Raw genomic sequence first — 15128 nt, 5'->3', positions numbered from 1 at the left:
GCCGTAAGAGCGAGTGCGTATTGAGCGGAATCCGACGGGGCAATGATCAGAACCAGACCTTAACCGCCGGTAACGGGCTCGATCCAGTGTCATGGGCCGGTGATCGCGACCGCGCGCCCCGGGCCGGGGCGCGGAACGCGAGGACGGCGACGAGACGAGGAGCGTTGCATGCTGTTCGAGGTGTGGGCACCGGATGCGGGCTCGGTCGGGCTGCGGCTGGCGGGCCGGCTGCGGGCGATGGAGCGGGACGCCGCGCGGGCCGGCTGGTGGACGGTCGAGGCACCGGCGGCGGACGGGGACCGCTACGGCTTCGTCCTGGACGGGAACGGGGGCGGGGACGGGGACGCGAGCAGGGACGGGGACGGGGGCGCCGTACGGGTGCTTCCCGATCCGCGTTCGCGCCGTCAGCCGGACGGGCCGGACGGCGAGAGCGCCGTCGTCGACCACTCCCTGTTCGAGTGGCGCGACGGCTGGACGGGCCGGGGCCTGCCGGGCGCCGTGCTGTACGAGTTGCACATCGGCACGTACACCCCCGAGGGCACCTTCGACGCCGCGGCCGAACGGCTCGGGCACCTGGCCGAGCTGGGCGTCACCCATGTGTCGCTGATGCCGGTCTGTCCGTTCCCCGGCACCCACGGATGGGGGTACGAGGGCGTGTCGCTCTGGGCGGTGCACGAGCCGTACGGCGGGCCGGAGGGGCTCAAGCGCTTCGTCGACACCGCGCACGGTCTCGGGCTCGCGGTCGTGCTGGACGTGGTCCACAACCACCTCGGCCCGTCCGGCAACCACCTCCCCGCCTTCGGCCCGTACTTCACCGAGACCCATCACACGCCGTGGGGCGCGGCGGTCAACCTCGACGCCCCCGGCTCGGACGAGGTGCGGGCGTACCTGCTGGGCAGCGCCCTCGCCTGGCTGCGGGACTACCGGCTCGACGGGCTGCGGCTGGACGCGGTCCACGCCCTGGCCGACGACCGGGCGCTGACCTTCCTGGAGGAGCTGTCCGCGGCGACGGACGCGCTGGCGGCCGAGCTCGGCCGACCGCTCTCGCTGATCGCCGAGTCCGACCGCTGCGACCCGCGCACCACGACCCCGCGCGAGGCCGGCGGCCTCGGCCTGCACGCCCAGTGGAACGACGACTTCCACCACGCGCTGCACACCGCGCTCACCGGCGAGTCCCAGGGCTACTACGCGGACTTCGCCGCCGCCCCGCTGGCCGCCGTCGCCAAGACCGTGACCCGCGTGTTCTTCCACGACGGGACGTACTCCGGTTTCCGCGGCCGGACCCACGGCCGCCCCGTCGACGTCGTCAGCACCCCGGCCCACCGCTTCGTCGGCTACGCCCAGACCCACGACCAGATCGGCAACCGGGCCCTGGGCGACCGGCTCTCCGCCACGCTCTCCCCCGGGCTGCTGGCCTGCGCCGCGGCGCTCGTGCTGACCGGGCCCTTCACACCGATGCTGTTCATGGGCGAGGAGTGGGGCGCCCGCACCCCCTGGCAGTTCTTCACCGACCACACCGACCCGGCCCTAGCCGAGGCCGTCCGCGCCGGCAGGCGGCGGGAGTTCGCGGCGCACGGCTGGGCGACGGACGAGGTGCCGGACCCGCAGGACCCGGCCACCCGGAACCGCTCCTGCCTGGACTGGGACGAGCCGGCGGAGGAACCGCACGCCCGGCTGCACGCCTGGTACCGGGAACTGATCACCCTGCGCCGCGCCCTGCCCGACCTCTCCGATCCGGACCTGGCCGCGGTGCGCACCGCCCACGACGAGCGGGCGCGCTGGCTGGCGTACCGGCGGGGCGATCTGCGCGTCGTGGTCAACCTCGCCGGGGAGCCGGCCACGATCCCGCTGGGCGGGGGCCGGCGGTGGAGCGGGGCGGGCCGGGTGGTGGCGGCCTGGGACCCGGTGGCGGCCCCGGGCCACGACGGGCTGCTGCACCTGCCGCCGGAGTCGTGCGTCGTCCTGGCGGACGGCTGAACCGCCCCGTGCCCCGGCCGATCGGGTGGTCGGCCGGGCGGGTGGTCGGCCGGGCGGGTGGTCGGCCGGGCGGGGGGTCGGCTACTCGACGATCGCCATGTCGCGCGCGGTGGTGTTGAGGCGGCGGCCGCCGTCCTCGGTCACGGTGACGATGTCCTCGATCCGGACCCCGAACCGGCCCGGCAGATAGATGCCGGGCTCCACGGAGAAGCACATCCCGGGCACCAGCGGCCGTTCCTCGCCCTCGATCATGTACGGCGGTTCGTGGGTGGTGACCCCGATGCCGTGGCCGGTGCGGTGGATGAAGCGCTCGCCGTAGCCGAACTCGGTGATGACGGCGCGGGCCGCCCGGTCGATCTCCTGGCAGGCGACGCCCGGCCGGACCGCCCCGCAGCCCGCCTCCTGCGCCTCCCGCACGATGTCGTGGACCCGCTGCTCCTCGGCGGTGGGTTCGCCGACGTGGACGGTGCGGGAGGTGTCCGAGCCGTAGCCGTGCTTGAGGCCGCCGAAGTCGAGCACGACCATGTCGCCCGGCTCGATGGTGCGGTCGCCCGCCTCGTGGTGCGGGTTGGCGCCGTTCGGCCCCGAGCCGACGACGGTGAAGTCGACCTGGGAGTGCCCGAACCGCTTGAGCAGATCGGCCAGATCGGCGGCGATGTCGGTCTCCTTGCGGCCCGAGAACCGCACCTTGAGGATCTCCTCGTACGTGGCGTCGGCGGCGGCCCCGGCGGCGGCGAGCCGCTCCAGCTCGGGGGCGTCCTTCACCGCGCGCAGCATCGGCAGGGCCTCGGTGAGGGAGACGTACGAGGTGTCCGGCAGCGCCCGCTGCAGCCCGAGCAGGTGCATGGCCCAGGTGTTGTCGCTGACCCCGAACCGGCCCCGGCCGTCGAGCAGCGGGGCGGTGACGGCGTACGGGTCCTTGCCGTCGGTCCAGTCCCGCAGGGTGAGGGCCGGGGCGCCGACGGCGCCCTCGGCGTCCGGGGCCTCCAGCGTCGGGACGACGAGGACCGGGTCCTGACCGGGGGTGAGGACGAGGACGGTGAGGCGTTCGGTGTTCACCGGCTGGTAGCCGGTGAGGTGCACGAGGTCGGGGCCGGGTGCGACCAGCACGCCCGCGAGCCCGGCCTCGGCGGCGGCGTCGGCCGCCCGTGTCATACGGGCCCGGTAGTCGTCGGCGGTGAACGGCGCGGGCTGGTTCGGACTGGACATGCGGGGGCCTCCTGACGGCGCGACACTGCGTACAGCATCCTGCCCGTCCGCACCGGTCGACGCGAGTGGGCCCCGGGACGCCCGGCGGGGTGCTGCGGGGGTTCGTCCGCGGGGGCCGTCGTGTCCGGCGAGTGGGGCGTCAGCGGGCTCCCTTGCCCTCCAGGTAGGCGAGCACCGCCAGCACCCGCCGGTGCACCGTGCCGTCGTCGGGTTCCAGGCCGAGCTTGAGGAAGATCGATCCGATGTGCTTGCTCACCGCCCGCTCCGTCACCACCAGTTCGGCGGCGATGGTGCCGTTCGCCTTGCCCTGCGCCATCAGTTCCAGGACCTGGCGCTCGCGCGGGGTGAGGCTCTGCAGGGGTTCGGCGGACGCCTTGCGGGTCAGCAGCTGGGTCACGACCTCCGGGTCGAGCGCCGTGCCGCCGGCCGCCACCCGGTCGAGCGCCTGGAGGAACTGGTCGACCCGGCCCACCCGGTCCTTCAGCAGGTAGCCGATGCCCTGGGCGCCCCCGGCGAGCAGCTCGGCGGCGTACGTCTCCTCGACGTACTGCGACAGGACCAGGATGGGCAGCTCGGGCAGCTGCTCCCGGGCGGCGATCGCGGCGCGCAGCCCCTCGTCGCGGAAGGTGGGCGGGAGCCGCACGTCGAGCACGGCCGCGTCCGGCCGGTGCTCCAGCAGGGCGGGCAGCACCTCGGGCCCGGTCGCCGCGTCGGCCACCACCTCGTGGCCCGAGCTGGTGAGCAGCAGGATCAGCCCCTCCCGCAGCAACGCGTTGTCCTCCGCGATCACGATCCGCACGGCAACTCCACCTCGATCTCCGTCGGCCCCCCGGCGGGGCTGTCGATGCGGGTGGTGCCGTCCAGCGCCGCGACGCGCCGCCTGATCCCGACCAGTCCGCTGCCGGCGCGTTCGTCCGCGCCGCCGTGGCCATCGTCGCCGATGGCCACGCGCAGCGTCCCGGCGGGTCGGTCGATGCGCACGGTCGCGGCCGTGGCGCCGCTGTGCTTGCTGATGTTGGTGAGGGCCTCGGCGATCACGAAGTAGGCGGCGGCCTCGATCGCGGCCGGGAGCCGGCGCCCGTCCTCGACGCCGTCGAGTTCGACGGTCACGGGCACGGCGACGTCGCCGGCCAACGCACGCACGGCGCCCGCCAGTCCGCGGTCGGTCAGCACGGGCGGGTGGATGCCGCGCACCACGTGCCGCAGCTCCGCGAGGGCCGCGTCCGCGCCGTCCTGCGCCTCGTCGAGCCGGACCCGTGCGGCGGCCGGGTCGCGGTCGAGGAGCTGCTTGGCGAGGCCGATGCGCATCGACAGGGCGACGATCCTGGCCTGGGCCCCGTCGTGCAGGTCCCGTTCGATGCGGCGCAGTTCGGCGCCGTGCGCCTCCACCGCCCCGGCCCGGCTCTCGGTCAGCTGGGCGATCCGCTCGGTGAGCTCGGCGGACGGTGCCGGGGTGAGCAGCGCCCTGGACCAGCTCGCCGACAGATCGGCGAGCACCCCGTGCAGGGGCAGCACCCAGCCCCGCCGCACCGGCAGCTCCGTGCCGTACTCGTCGGCCCTCCGGCGGTCCAGCAGATGGAGGACGGACAGCCCCGCCCCGTCCACCAGGAGTCCCACCGGCCACAGCACCATCGTGAAGTAGCCGAGCACGTTCCCGGCGAGGGCCTGGGCCGGCAGCCAGAGCGCGTCGCGCCGGGCCGTCGGATCGGCGAGCACCCGTCGCACCCGCTCGGTGACCTCACCGCTGTCCAGCGGCGGGTACGGGGTGGGCGTGAACGGCACGCCGAGCCGGGCCGCCGCCCTGCGGCGTTCGAACTCCGCGACCCTGCGCAGCGCTTTGGCGGCCTCGGGCAGCGCGGGCAGCCCGATGACGACCGCGGCGAACAGCAGGACCGCCACCACCAGGAACGTGCCCACGTAGGTGGCCAGCCCGATCCCGAGCCCGATGAACAGATAGCGCGAGGCATCCCACGAACGTCGGACGGCGACGGCCAGCGGGGCGGGACCAGTACTCATGGCACCCCACGTTACGGCGGTCCGCCCGCGGTCGGAGTGGAGCCCTCCCCCACGCCCGTGGTGGAGCCCGCTGTACCCCCTTCCGGGCCCGTCCCCCCTCGTCCGGCCCTCGCCCGGCTCATAGCGTTTTCGCAGGTCAAGAGGTACGAACAAGGAGAGAACGGTGGAGTCCACGGTGGGCACGATCACGACGGGGCGGGCGACCGCGCTGAGTCTGGAGTCGGTGAGCCGCCGCCACGGGCGGCGCGGCGGCGGGGAGGTCGTCGCGCTCGACGACGTGAGCTGTACGGTCCCGGCCGGGAGCTTCACGGCGGTGGTGGGCCCCTCGGGGTCGGGGAAGAGCACCTTCCTCCAGTGCGCGGCGGGCCTGGACCGTCCGACGTCGGGGACGGTACGGGTGGCGGGCACCGACCTCGGGTCGTTGTCCGAGGCGGCGCTGACCAGGCTGCGCCGGGACCGGATCGGTTTCGTCTTCCAGTCGCACGCCCTGAATCTGGTGCCGTCGCTGACCATCGAGGAGAACGTGGTGCTGCCGCTGGTGCTGGGCGGCGCCGATCCTGCGGACGGGCGGGTGCTGGGCCGGGGCCGGGGGCTGCTGGACCGGGTCGGTCTGGCGGGCCAGGGCGGCCGGGGGCCCGCGACGCTCTCCGGCGGCCAGCAGCAACGGGTCGCGGTGGCACGGGCGTTGGTCACCGAACCCGATGTGATCTTCGCGGACGAGGCGACCGCTTCCCTGGACCCGGAGTCGGTGGTGCTGGTGCTGGATCTGCTGCGGGACGCGGTACGGACCGAGGGCCGCACGGTCGTCATGGTCACCCACGACCCGGTCGCGGCGGGCCGGGCGGACACCGTGCTGACGATGGACGGCGGTCGGCTGCGATGAACAGGGGAACGAAGAGATCCCGCACGGAAACGAGCAGGTCCCGCACGGGTGGGCGGAGGGACCGGGCCGACGCGCGCGGGTCCCGTGCGAAGACCCGGAGGCCCGGAGCCGGGGAGCAGAGGCCCGGCGCGGAGGTGCGGCACGGGATGCGGCGGGCCTCGGCGTTCCTGGCCCGCCGCTCGCTGCGGGCCCACCGCCGGGCCTGGACCGCGGTGTTCGTCGCGACGGCCGCTGCGGCGGCGCTGATCGGCGCGTTCGCCCTCGTGCTCGGTTCGCTGCTGCTGGCCCGGCCGCCGGTGGAACGGTACGCCGGGGCCGACGCCGTGGTGGCGGCCGACCAGCGGGTGACGTACACGGCGAAGCCGTGGGGCAGCGAGCCGCGGACCGTGAGCGCGTACCTGTCCGAACGGGTGCGCCTGGATCGCTCCGTGGTGGCGAAGGTCGCCGCGGCCGACGGGGTCGCGAAGGCCGTCGCGGACGACTCGGTCCCCCTGGCCGTGGCCGGCGGCGGCACCGGCGGGATCCCGGCCGTCGGCCGGTCCTGGGCGTCCGCCGCGCTCACCCCGTACCGGCTGACGGCCGGGCGCGCGCCGAGGACCGGGGGCGAGGTGGTGGTCGACCGGGCCGTGGCCGCCGCCACCGGGAGCGGTCCCGGCAGCCGGGTGACCCTGCGGGCGGACGGGGCTTCCCGGCCGTACACCGTCAGCGGGGTCGCCGACCCCGGTCGCCGGGGCGGCGCCCCCGCCGTCTTCCTCACCGAACGGCGGCTCACCGGCCTGGCCGGCCACCCCGGCACGGTCGACGCCGTCGGGGTCGTCGCCGAGAAGGGCGTGCCGGCCGCGGCGCTGCGGTCGTCCCTGGCCCGGGTGCTGCCCGACCGCGCCCGCGACGACCGCGGGATCCTGGTCCTCACCGGCCCGGAGCGCGGCCGGGCCGAGCACCTCGACGCGCTCGGCGCACGCGCCGCGCTGCTCCCCCTGCTCGCCTCCGTCGCGGGCACCGTCCTCATGGTGGCGCTCCTGGTGATCGCCACCACCATCGCCCAGGCCGTGCACCAGCGGTCCGGCGAACTGGCGCTGCTGCGCGCGGTCGGGGCGACCCCCCGGCAGCTCAGGTCGGCGGTCGGCCGGGAGGCGGGCCGGGTGGCCGGTGCCGCCGCGCTGTTGGGCGGCGCCGGTGCCCTGCCGCTGGGGCTGGTGATGCGGTCGCTGCTGACCACGGACGCGCTGCCGCTGCCCGTGCCGGTGTGGCTGCCGGTCGCGGCGGCCGCCACGGGCGCGGCGCTCATCGCCCTGGCCGCCCGGCCGGTGGCGCTGCTCGCGGCCGGGTCCGTCACCCGGGCGCGGCCCGCCGATGCGCTGGGCGCGGCCCGGGCGCCCGAGCCGGGCGAGCCGGGCCGGTTCCGCACGATCGCGGGGGCGGTGCTGGCGGTCGCCGGGGTCGGTTCGGCCGGTGCGGCGACGGCGCAGGGCGGTCAGGCGGCTGCGGTGGCCGCCTCGGGCGCGGCGACCTCGCTGATCATCGCGGTGGCCCTGCTCGGGCCGTGGATCGCCCGGGGTGCGACGCGGGTGCTCGGCGCGCCGCTGCGGCGGACGGGCGGGGCGTCCGGTTTCCTCGCCGCCAGGTCTGCCGCCGCGCACCACCGGCGTCTCGGGGCGGCGATCACCCCGGTGGTGCTGGTCGTCGCCTTCGTCTGCGTGCAGTTGGCGGCGGGTTCGACGCTGGAGCGGGCCGCCGGCCGGGAGGCCGCCGCCGCGCTCCGGGCCGACCTGGTGGCGACCGGGCCGGGCGGGCTGCCCGCCGACGCGGTACGCACGGTGCGCGGTGTGCCCGGGGTGGCCGCGGCGACCGGGGTGCTGCGGTCCACCGTCGTCCTCGCCCGTCGCGAGCTGGGCGAGCCGGTGCTGGACCGGCTGCCCGTGCTGGGCGTGACGGCGGACCGGCTGTCCGGCGCCCTGGACCCGGGCGTCACGGCGGGCGATCTGGCGGAGCTGCGGGGCCGTGGCACGGTCGCGGTCGGCGAGGACCGGGCCGCCGATCTGGACATCGGCACCGGCGACACGGTGGAGCTCCGCCTCGGCGACGGCACACCGGTCCGGCTGCGGGTGGTGGCGCTCTACGAACGGGCCCTGGGGCTCGGTGAGTTCATGCTGCCGCGCGAGGTCCTGGCCGGGCACGTCCGGGCCCCGTACGACCAGCAGGTCCTGATCCGCTCGGCGGACGGCGACGCGGCCGCGGCCCCGGCGGTGCGGCGGGCGCTCGCCCCGTACGGGGAAGTGCGGGTCCGGGCCGCGACGGCGGACGACGTACGGATCGCCCCGCCGACGTCGGACGGGGACGACGCCCTGGTCGTCATCGGTGTCGGGGTGATCGGCGGCTTCGCGCTGCTCTCCGTGGTCAGCACCCTGTCCCTGATCTCGGTGGGCCGCCGTCCGGAGCTGCGCCTGCTGCGCGTGATCGGCGCGGGCCGTCGCCAGGTGCGGCGGATGCTGGTCCTGGAGACCGGTCTGGTGGCGGTGGTGGGCCTGGCCGTCGGCACGCTGGTCGCGGCGGTCCCGCTGATGGCGTTCGCGGTGTCGACGACCGGTTCGGTGCCGTATCTGCCGCCGGCGCACTACGGGGTGCTGGCCCTGGCCGTGACGGTGGCGGCGGGGCTGGGCACGATGTGGCCGGGCACCGCCGGGGGCCGGTCCGCCCTGCGCCGCCGGGGGTGAGCGCCTGCCGCCCGGCCGCCCGTGGGGGCCCGCCGGGCGGTGGTGGCCCGATGCCCGCCCGCGGCATCGGGCCACCACCGCTCAGGTGTTCCGCCTCGGGGCGGCGGGGCCGATGGCCCGGGGGGTCAGCTCTGCTCGCCCTGGTCCTGCTCGGATCCCTCGACCTCGAGGGTGAAGGGGCTCTCGTTCAGCAGCCCCTTCACCCAGGTGCTGATGTCACCCGTGGTGACGCTCTTGTCGTTCGTGTTCTGCAGGACGTGGTGCGAGTCCTTCACCTGGCTGACCCCGGCATCGCCCGGCCCGCTCTCCTTGACGATGATGATGTCCGATGCCGTCGCCGCAGGCGCGGCAAGCGTGCACAGGCCTGCGGCCAGGCCGAATACGGTCGCTGCGCAGGCAAGAATCCTCTTCATGAATCAGTCTCCCATGGGTGGGGCAGCGGGTGCCGCGGATGCGGCAGCGGTTGCTGCGGGTACGGACGTCGATGTACCCGCACCGTGACCGGACCGATCACTCTTCGCAGTCATTCACCTCACCAGTGGGCCGCCGATGAGCCGAAGGACGGTCCGGGCCGGGGGCCGGAGTCCAGCCGCGAGGGCCCCGGCCGCCGACAGGTGGTCCCGGGCCGGTCCCGGTCAGGAGGACGCCGGCCGCGGCAGCGCGGCCTCCCGGCCCGCTGCCGCGGCCAGCGCGTCGAGCACCGGGGCGATCAGCGGATGCCCCTCCGCCCCGTGCCGCACCGCGGCGAAGACCCGGCGGGTCGGCGCACTGCCCTGCACCGGCCGCACCACCACCCCCGTCAGCTCCATCCCCCGCAGCGCCGACCGCGGTACCAGCGCCACCCCGGCCCCCGCCCCGGCCAGCGCGACCACCGCCCGGAAGTCGTCCGAGGAGTGCTCCATCCTCGGCTGGAACCCGGCGAACTCGCAGGACAGCACCACCACGTCATGGCAGGGGTTGCCCGGGTACGGGCCGATCCACGGGTCCTTCTCCAGGTCGGCGATCGCCACCTGCTCCCGGCCGGCCAGCCGGTGCCCCACCGGCAGCACCGCGTCGAACGGCTCGGAGTACAGCGGCACCCGGGTCAGCCGCAGGTCGTCCTCGCCCGGTGCGCCCCGGTACTCCACGGCGACCGCCACGTCGACCTGCCGGTCGAGCACCATCGGCACGCTCGCGTCGCCCTCCGCGTCCTGGACCCGGACCCGGATGCCGGGTGCGGTGAGCGCCAGTTCGGCGATCGCGGGGGCGAGGACCAGGCCGATGCCGGTGGCGAACGCGGCGACGGTGACCGTGCCGGCGTCCCCCGAGCCGTACGCGGCGAGTTCCGCCTCGGCCCGCTCCAGCTGGGCCAGCACCGCGTTGGTGTGGGTCAGCAGGATGTCCCCGGCGGGGGTGAGCCGGGCACCGCGCGCGCCGCGCTCGACCAGCCGGTGCCCGGTCTCCTGTTCCAGCGCGGCGAGCTGCTGGGAGACCGCGGAGGGGGTGAGGTACAGCGCGGCGGCTGCGGCCGTCACCGTGCGATGGTCCGCCACCGCACGCAGGACGCGCAGCCGCCGTGAATCGATCATGCCCCCATTGTCCCAGGTCACGGAGGTGACCCGGCCGCCCGGCCAAGGCCCCGGGCGGATGGGCGGACGGGGCGCCCGGACAGCGTCCCCGTCCGCCCCGTCACTGTTCCCCGAGTGCCGCGCGCGCGTCGACGAACGCGTCCACGGCCCGGTTCACGTCCTCGGTGGAGTGGGCGGCGGAGAGCTGGACGCGGATGCGGGCCGCGCCCTGCGGGACGACCGGGTACGAGAACCCGATCACGTACACCCCGCGCTCCAGGAGCAGTTCCGCCATCCGGCCCGCCTTCGCCGCGTCCCCGATCATGACGGGGGCGATGGCGTGGTCGCCGGGCAGGATGTCGAAGCCCTCCGCGGTCATCCGGGTGCGGAAGAGCTCGGTGTTGGCGTTGAGCCGCTCGCGCAGGTCGCCGGCCGCCTCCAGCAGGTCGAGGACCTTGAGCGAGGCCGCCGCGATGACCGGGGCGAGGGAGTTGGAGAAGAGGTACGGGCGGGAGCGCTGGCGCAACAGCGCGACGATCTCGGCGCGGGCCGCGACGTAGCCGCCGGACGCGCCGCCGAGCGCCTTGCCGAGGGTGCCGGTGATGATGTCGACGCGGTCCATCACGTCGTGCAGTTCCGGGGTGCCGCGCCCGCCGGGGCCGACGAAGCCGACCGCGTGCGAGTCGTCGACCATGACCATGGCGTCGTGGCGCTCGGCGAGGTCGCAGATCTCGCGCAGCGGGGCGACGTAGCCGTCCATGGAGAAGACGCCGTCGGTGACGACGAGCCGGCGCCGGGCGCCGGACGCCTCCTTGAGCTGCTTCTCCAGGTCCGCCATGTCGCGGTTGGCGTAGCGGAAGCGCTGGGCCTTGGACAGGCGGATGCCGTCGATGATGGAGGCGTGGTTGAGGGCGTCGGAGATCACCGCGTCCTCCGGGCCGAGAAGGGTCTCGAAGACCCCGCCGTTGGCGTCGAAGCAGGAGGAGTAGAGGATCGTGTCCTCCTGGCCGAGGAACGTGGAGAGCCGCTGCTCCAGCTCCTTGTGGACCTCCTGGGTGCCGCAGATGAAGCGGACCGAGGCCATGCCGTAGCCCCAGCGGTCCAGCGCCTCGTGGGCGGCGGCGATCACCTCGGGGTGGTCGGCCAGGCCCAGGTAGTTGTTGGCGCAGAAGTTGAGCACCTCACCGGGGCGTCCGCCCGCGGTGACGGCGACGGACGCGGACTGCGGGGTGCCGATCACCCGCTCGGGCTTGTGCAGTCCGGCGGCCTCGATCTCCTCGAGGGTGGTGCGCAGGTCGTCGCGTACGGAGTCGAACATGAGGGGTGTCTCCCAGCTGTCTACGGTGGCGGCGTCCGTCTGCGGTGGCGTCGCCCGAGGGGGTCGGTCAGGAGGTCCAGTCGAGGATGATCTTGCCGCCGCGGCCGCTCGCCGCGTCGTCGAAGGCCGCGTCGAAGTCGCGGTAGTCGTAGCGGCCGGTGATCACGGGGGCGAGGTCGAGGCCGCCCTCCAGGAGCACGGACATGGCGTACCAGGTCTCGTACATCTCGCGGCCGTAGATGCCCTTGATGGTGATCATCGAGGTCACGATCCTGGACCAGTCCACCGCGAACTCCTCGGACGGCAGTCCGAGCATGGCGATGCGTCCGCCGTGCGTCATGTTGGCGATCATGTCGCGCATCGCCTCGGGCCGGCCGGACATCTCCAGGCCGACGTCGAAGCCCTCGCGCAGGCCGAGGCGCCGCTGTCCCTCGGCGATGGTCTCCTCGGCGACGTTCAGGGCGAGGTTGGCCCCGACCTTCCGGGCCAGTTCCAGCCGGGCCTCGCTGACGTCGGTGATGACGACGTTGCGGGCGCCCGCGTGCCGGGCGACGGCGGCGGCCATGATGCCGATCGGCCCGGCGCCGGTGATCAGCACGTCCTCGCCGACCAGCGGGAACGACAGGGCGGTGTGGACGGCGTTGCCGAACGGGTCGAAGATCGCGGCGACGTCGAGGTCGACGGGGGTGCGGTGCACCCAGACGTTGGACGCGGGCAGCGCGACGTACTCGGCGAACGCCCCGTCCCGGCCGACGCCGAGGCCGAGCGTGGCGCGGCACAGGTGGCGCCGGCCGGCCAGGCAGTTGCGGCACTTCCCGCACACCAGGTGACCCTCGCCGCTGACCAGGTCGCCGACGTTGATGTCGACGACGTCGGCGCCGGTCGCCGCGACCTCGCCGACGAACTCGTGTCCGAGGACGAGCGGGGTGCGCACGGTCTGCTGCGCCCAGCCGTCGTAGTTGCGGATGTGCAGGTCGGTGCCGCAGATGCCGGTGCGGAGCACCTTGATCAGCACGTCCGAGGGGCCGATCTCCGGCTCGGGCACGTCCATGAGCCAGAGTCCCGGCTCGGCCTTCTGCTTCACGAGTGCCTTCACGGCGGTGGCTCCCTGCGCTGGTACGGCATTGAGTGCCCCGGGCCGGAGGCGGCCTTGCGCGAGCCCGCGGCCCGGGGAGGAATGAGAGGGACGGGTTCCATGGCGGCGCGCGTCGATCGGCTGCCGCGCACCATCCTCTGCCGTCACGGAGAAATCTGCCGCACCCCGCGCCACAGGTCCATCGAGGTTTTCTTAAACGCGCCCGCAGCTCCACTTCATGCCGCTGCCGCACGTCCACTGGGGGATGGCGGCTCACACCTTCAGGTAGGGCCCCAGGAAACGGGCCCGGCCGTCCTCGACCCGGTAGAGGAATATCCCCTCCTCGAACCGCAGCTGGCGGCTGGAGCGGAAGGAAATGGTCCGGGTGATGCCCTTGTGGGTGGTCAGGAAGAGGCGTTGCGTAATGCCTTCGCGTTCCGCCCCGGTGGCGCTGGTGGCACTGGTGGCGCGGGCGATCAGGCCGACCGCGTCGTACGCCTCGGCGGCCCAGCGGGCGGGCGGTCCCCCGAACCTTTTCCGGTGCGCGGCGGTGAACGCCTTCGCGGCCGGGAGCACCGTCGGGTCGCTGTACGCCTGGGCGAACACCCATCCCTCGGCGGCCTTTCCCGCGCCGTCGAGGAAGGCGGGGGCCAGGACGGGCCCGGTGGAGACCCGGCTGCCGGTGAACCCGGCGGCGGCCAGGGCCACCGCGCAGCGGGCGCCCCGGGTCGGGGACGTCGAGGCGAGGACGACGGCGTCCGCGCCCTCGGCGACCACCGCGCGGGCCACCGTGCCGAAGTCGTCGGTGCCCGCGGCGACCTGGTGCACGGTCATCCTCGTGGCCTTGGGCAGGGCGCCCCGGAACATGTCCGTGATGGCCCAGGCGCCCTCGGGGTCGGCGCCGTCCTCGACGATCGCCAGACGGTCGGCCGGGCGGACCCGGATCAGGTAGTGGTGGATGCCGAAGGAGAGTTTGTCGTCGAAGGGGCGGAGCACGCAGAGGGTCTTGACCGCCCCCAGCTTGGCGGTGGTGGACCGGGCCGAGACGACGGCCTGGGCGAGGTCGGTCCGCTCGTAGCGTTCGACGACGTCTTCGGCGACGACGTTCCCGGTGGGGCCGACGACGGCCAGCACCTTCGGGTCGGCGGCCAGCCGGTCGGCGACGCGCAGGGCGCGGGCGGGGTCCCCGGCGTCGTCCTCGGCGCGCAGGGCGAGCCGGAAGGTGATGCCGGCGCGGGCGTTGTGGTCGTCGACGGCGAGCTGCATGCCGCGCCGGTGCGCCAGGCCGACCGCCCGGCCGGGGCCGGTCAGGTCGGCGTGCAGGCCGATGGTGTGGACGGGGAGGGCGCGATGGGGTTCCGTCTTCCCCCCGGTCCCTCGCCCCGCCAGCCAGACCGCCGTTCCGCCGCCCGCCAGCAGGACCGCGCCGGCGGCCGACGCGGTGAGCAGGCGGCGCCGTGAGGGGCGGGGCTGTTCGGGGTCCTCGACGACCATCGGGGGTTCGGGGACGGGGAGCGCGAGGGCGGTGGCGGAGCGTTCGGCGATCAGGGCGGACAGCCCCGGCAGCGCCCAGGAGGGGGCGGGCCCGGTGCCGCCGAGCCGTTCCTCGACCTGGCGTGCGGTGGGCCGGTCCGCCGGGTCCTTGGCGAGGCAGGCCTCGACGAGCGGGAGCAGTTCGGGCGGCAGGCCGCGCAGGTCCGGTGGTTCGTTCACGGTGCGGAACAGCACGGCCGCGGCCCCGTCGTCGCCGAAGGGGCGCCGCCCGGTCGCCGCGTACACGAGCACGCAGCCCAGCGAGAAGATGTCGCAGGCCGGTCCGAGCGGTCCCGCCGACGCCTGCTCGGGGGCGAGGTAGCCGGGGGTGCCGATCACGGCGTCGGTGGCGGTGAGGGCGGTGGCGCCCTCGTGGCGCGCGATGCCGAAGTCGATGAGCCGGGGCCCGTCGAGCGCGAGGAGGATGTTGCCGGGCTTGACGTCGCGGTGGACGAGACCGGCCCCGTGCACGGCGACGAGGGCGCCGGCCAGCCGGGCGCCGAGGGCCCGGACGGTCGTGACCGGCAACGGCCCCTCGGCGGCGACGACCTCGGCCAGCGAGGGGCCGGGGACGAACCCGGTGGCGAGCCAGGGTTCGCGGGCCTCGGCGTCGGCGCCCGTCACCGGGACCACCCACGGCCCGGTGACCCGGCGGGCGGCCTCGGCCTCGCGCCGGAACCTGGCCCGGAAGCCGGGGTCGGTGGCGTGCTCGGCCCGGATCACCTTCACGGCGGCCAGCGCCCCGCCGGGGGAACGGGCCAGGTAGACCACGCCCATGCCGCCCGCGCCGAGCCGTACCAGGGTCCGGTACTCGCCGACGGTCCGGGGGTCGTCCGGGGTGAGTGGTCGCATGCCC

General features: G+C 75.2%; 11 protein-coding genes. 3 read left to right on the top strand and 8 right to left on the bottom strand.

What is annotated here, in order from left to right:
• Positions 1-168: 168 nt before the first annotated feature.
• Complete coding sequence (treZ, locus tag OCT49_RS28410) at positions 169-1977, top strand: malto-oligosyltrehalose trehalohydrolase (RefSeq protein WP_283854639.1); 1809 nt, start codon at positions 169-171, stop codon at positions 1975-1977.
• 81 nt (positions 1978-2058) lie between these two features.
• Here treZ and OCT49_RS28405 read toward each other — a convergent pair whose 3' ends face one another.
• The 3 genes from OCT49_RS28405 to OCT49_RS28395 form a co-directional block, all read right to left on the bottom strand.
• Positions 2059-3186 carry an aminopeptidase P family protein gene (locus OCT49_RS28405; RefSeq protein ID WP_283854638.1) on the bottom strand — a complete coding sequence of 376 codons (1128 nt, stop codon included), beginning with the start codon at positions 3184-3186 and terminating at the stop codon, positions 2059-2061.
• Between the two features lie 139 nt (positions 3187-3325).
• On the bottom strand, positions 3326-3985 hold the full coding sequence (locus OCT49_RS28400) for a LuxR C-terminal-related transcriptional regulator (protein ID WP_283854637.1): 660 nt from the start codon (positions 3983-3985) through the stop codon (positions 3326-3328).
• Positions 3973-5202 (bottom strand): sensor histidine kinase, encoded by a 1230-nt coding sequence (locus OCT49_RS28395; RefSeq protein ID WP_283854636.1) that lies wholly within the window; start codon positions 5200-5202, stop codon positions 3973-3975. Before OCT49_RS28395 ends, OCT49_RS28400 begins: the two co-directional genes overlap by 13 nt.
• A gap of 163 nt (positions 5203-5365) precedes the next feature.
• On the opposite strand from OCT49_RS28395, the gene OCT49_RS28390 reads away from it, so the two are divergent.
• Complete coding sequence (locus tag OCT49_RS28390; RefSeq protein WP_283854635.1) at positions 5366-6085, top strand: ABC transporter ATP-binding protein; 720 nt, start codon at positions 5366-5368, stop codon at positions 6083-6085.
• A 146-nt stretch (positions 6086-6231) separates the two neighbouring features.
• Positions 6232-8799, top strand: coding sequence for an FtsX-like permease family protein (locus OCT49_RS28385; protein ID WP_283854634.1), 2568 nt, complete (start codon positions 6232-6234; stop codon positions 8797-8799).
• Between the two features lie 125 nt (positions 8800-8924).
• Here OCT49_RS28385 and OCT49_RS28380 read toward each other — a convergent pair whose 3' ends face one another.
• The 5 genes from OCT49_RS28380 to OCT49_RS28360 form a co-directional block, all read right to left on the bottom strand.
• Positions 8925-9212 (bottom strand): hypothetical protein, encoded by a 288-nt coding sequence (locus OCT49_RS28380; RefSeq protein WP_283854633.1) that lies wholly within the window; start codon positions 9210-9212, stop codon positions 8925-8927.
• A gap of 222 nt (positions 9213-9434) precedes the next feature.
• Entirely contained in the window at positions 9435-10367 is a 933-nt protein-coding gene (locus tag OCT49_RS28375; protein ID WP_283854632.1) for a LysR family transcriptional regulator, read from the bottom strand.
• A gap of 100 nt (positions 10368-10467) precedes the next feature.
• Entirely contained in the window at positions 10468-11664 is a 1197-nt protein-coding gene (locus OCT49_RS28370; protein WP_283854631.1) for a glycine C-acetyltransferase, read from the bottom strand.
• A 67-nt stretch (positions 11665-11731) separates the two neighbouring features.
• Positions 11732-12760: an L-threonine 3-dehydrogenase gene (tdh, locus tag OCT49_RS28365; protein ID WP_283854630.1), complete on the bottom strand. Its 1029-nt coding sequence runs from the start codon at positions 12758-12760 to the stop codon at positions 11732-11734.
• Positions 12761-13012: 252 nt separating this feature from the next.
• Positions 13013-15124, bottom strand: coding sequence for a bifunctional serine/threonine-protein kinase/ABC transporter substrate-binding protein (locus OCT49_RS28360; protein WP_283854629.1), 2112 nt, complete (start codon positions 15122-15124; stop codon positions 13013-13015).
• Positions 15125-15128 lie beyond the last annotated feature (4 nt).

The sequence above is a fragment of the Streptomyces sp. ML-6 genome (assembly GCF_030116705.1).
GTDB lineage: Bacteria > Actinomycetota > Actinomycetes > Streptomycetales > Streptomycetaceae > Streptomyces.
Note: the sequence above shows the minus strand (reverse complement) of the source record. Positions and strands in the feature narration are given on the sequence as shown.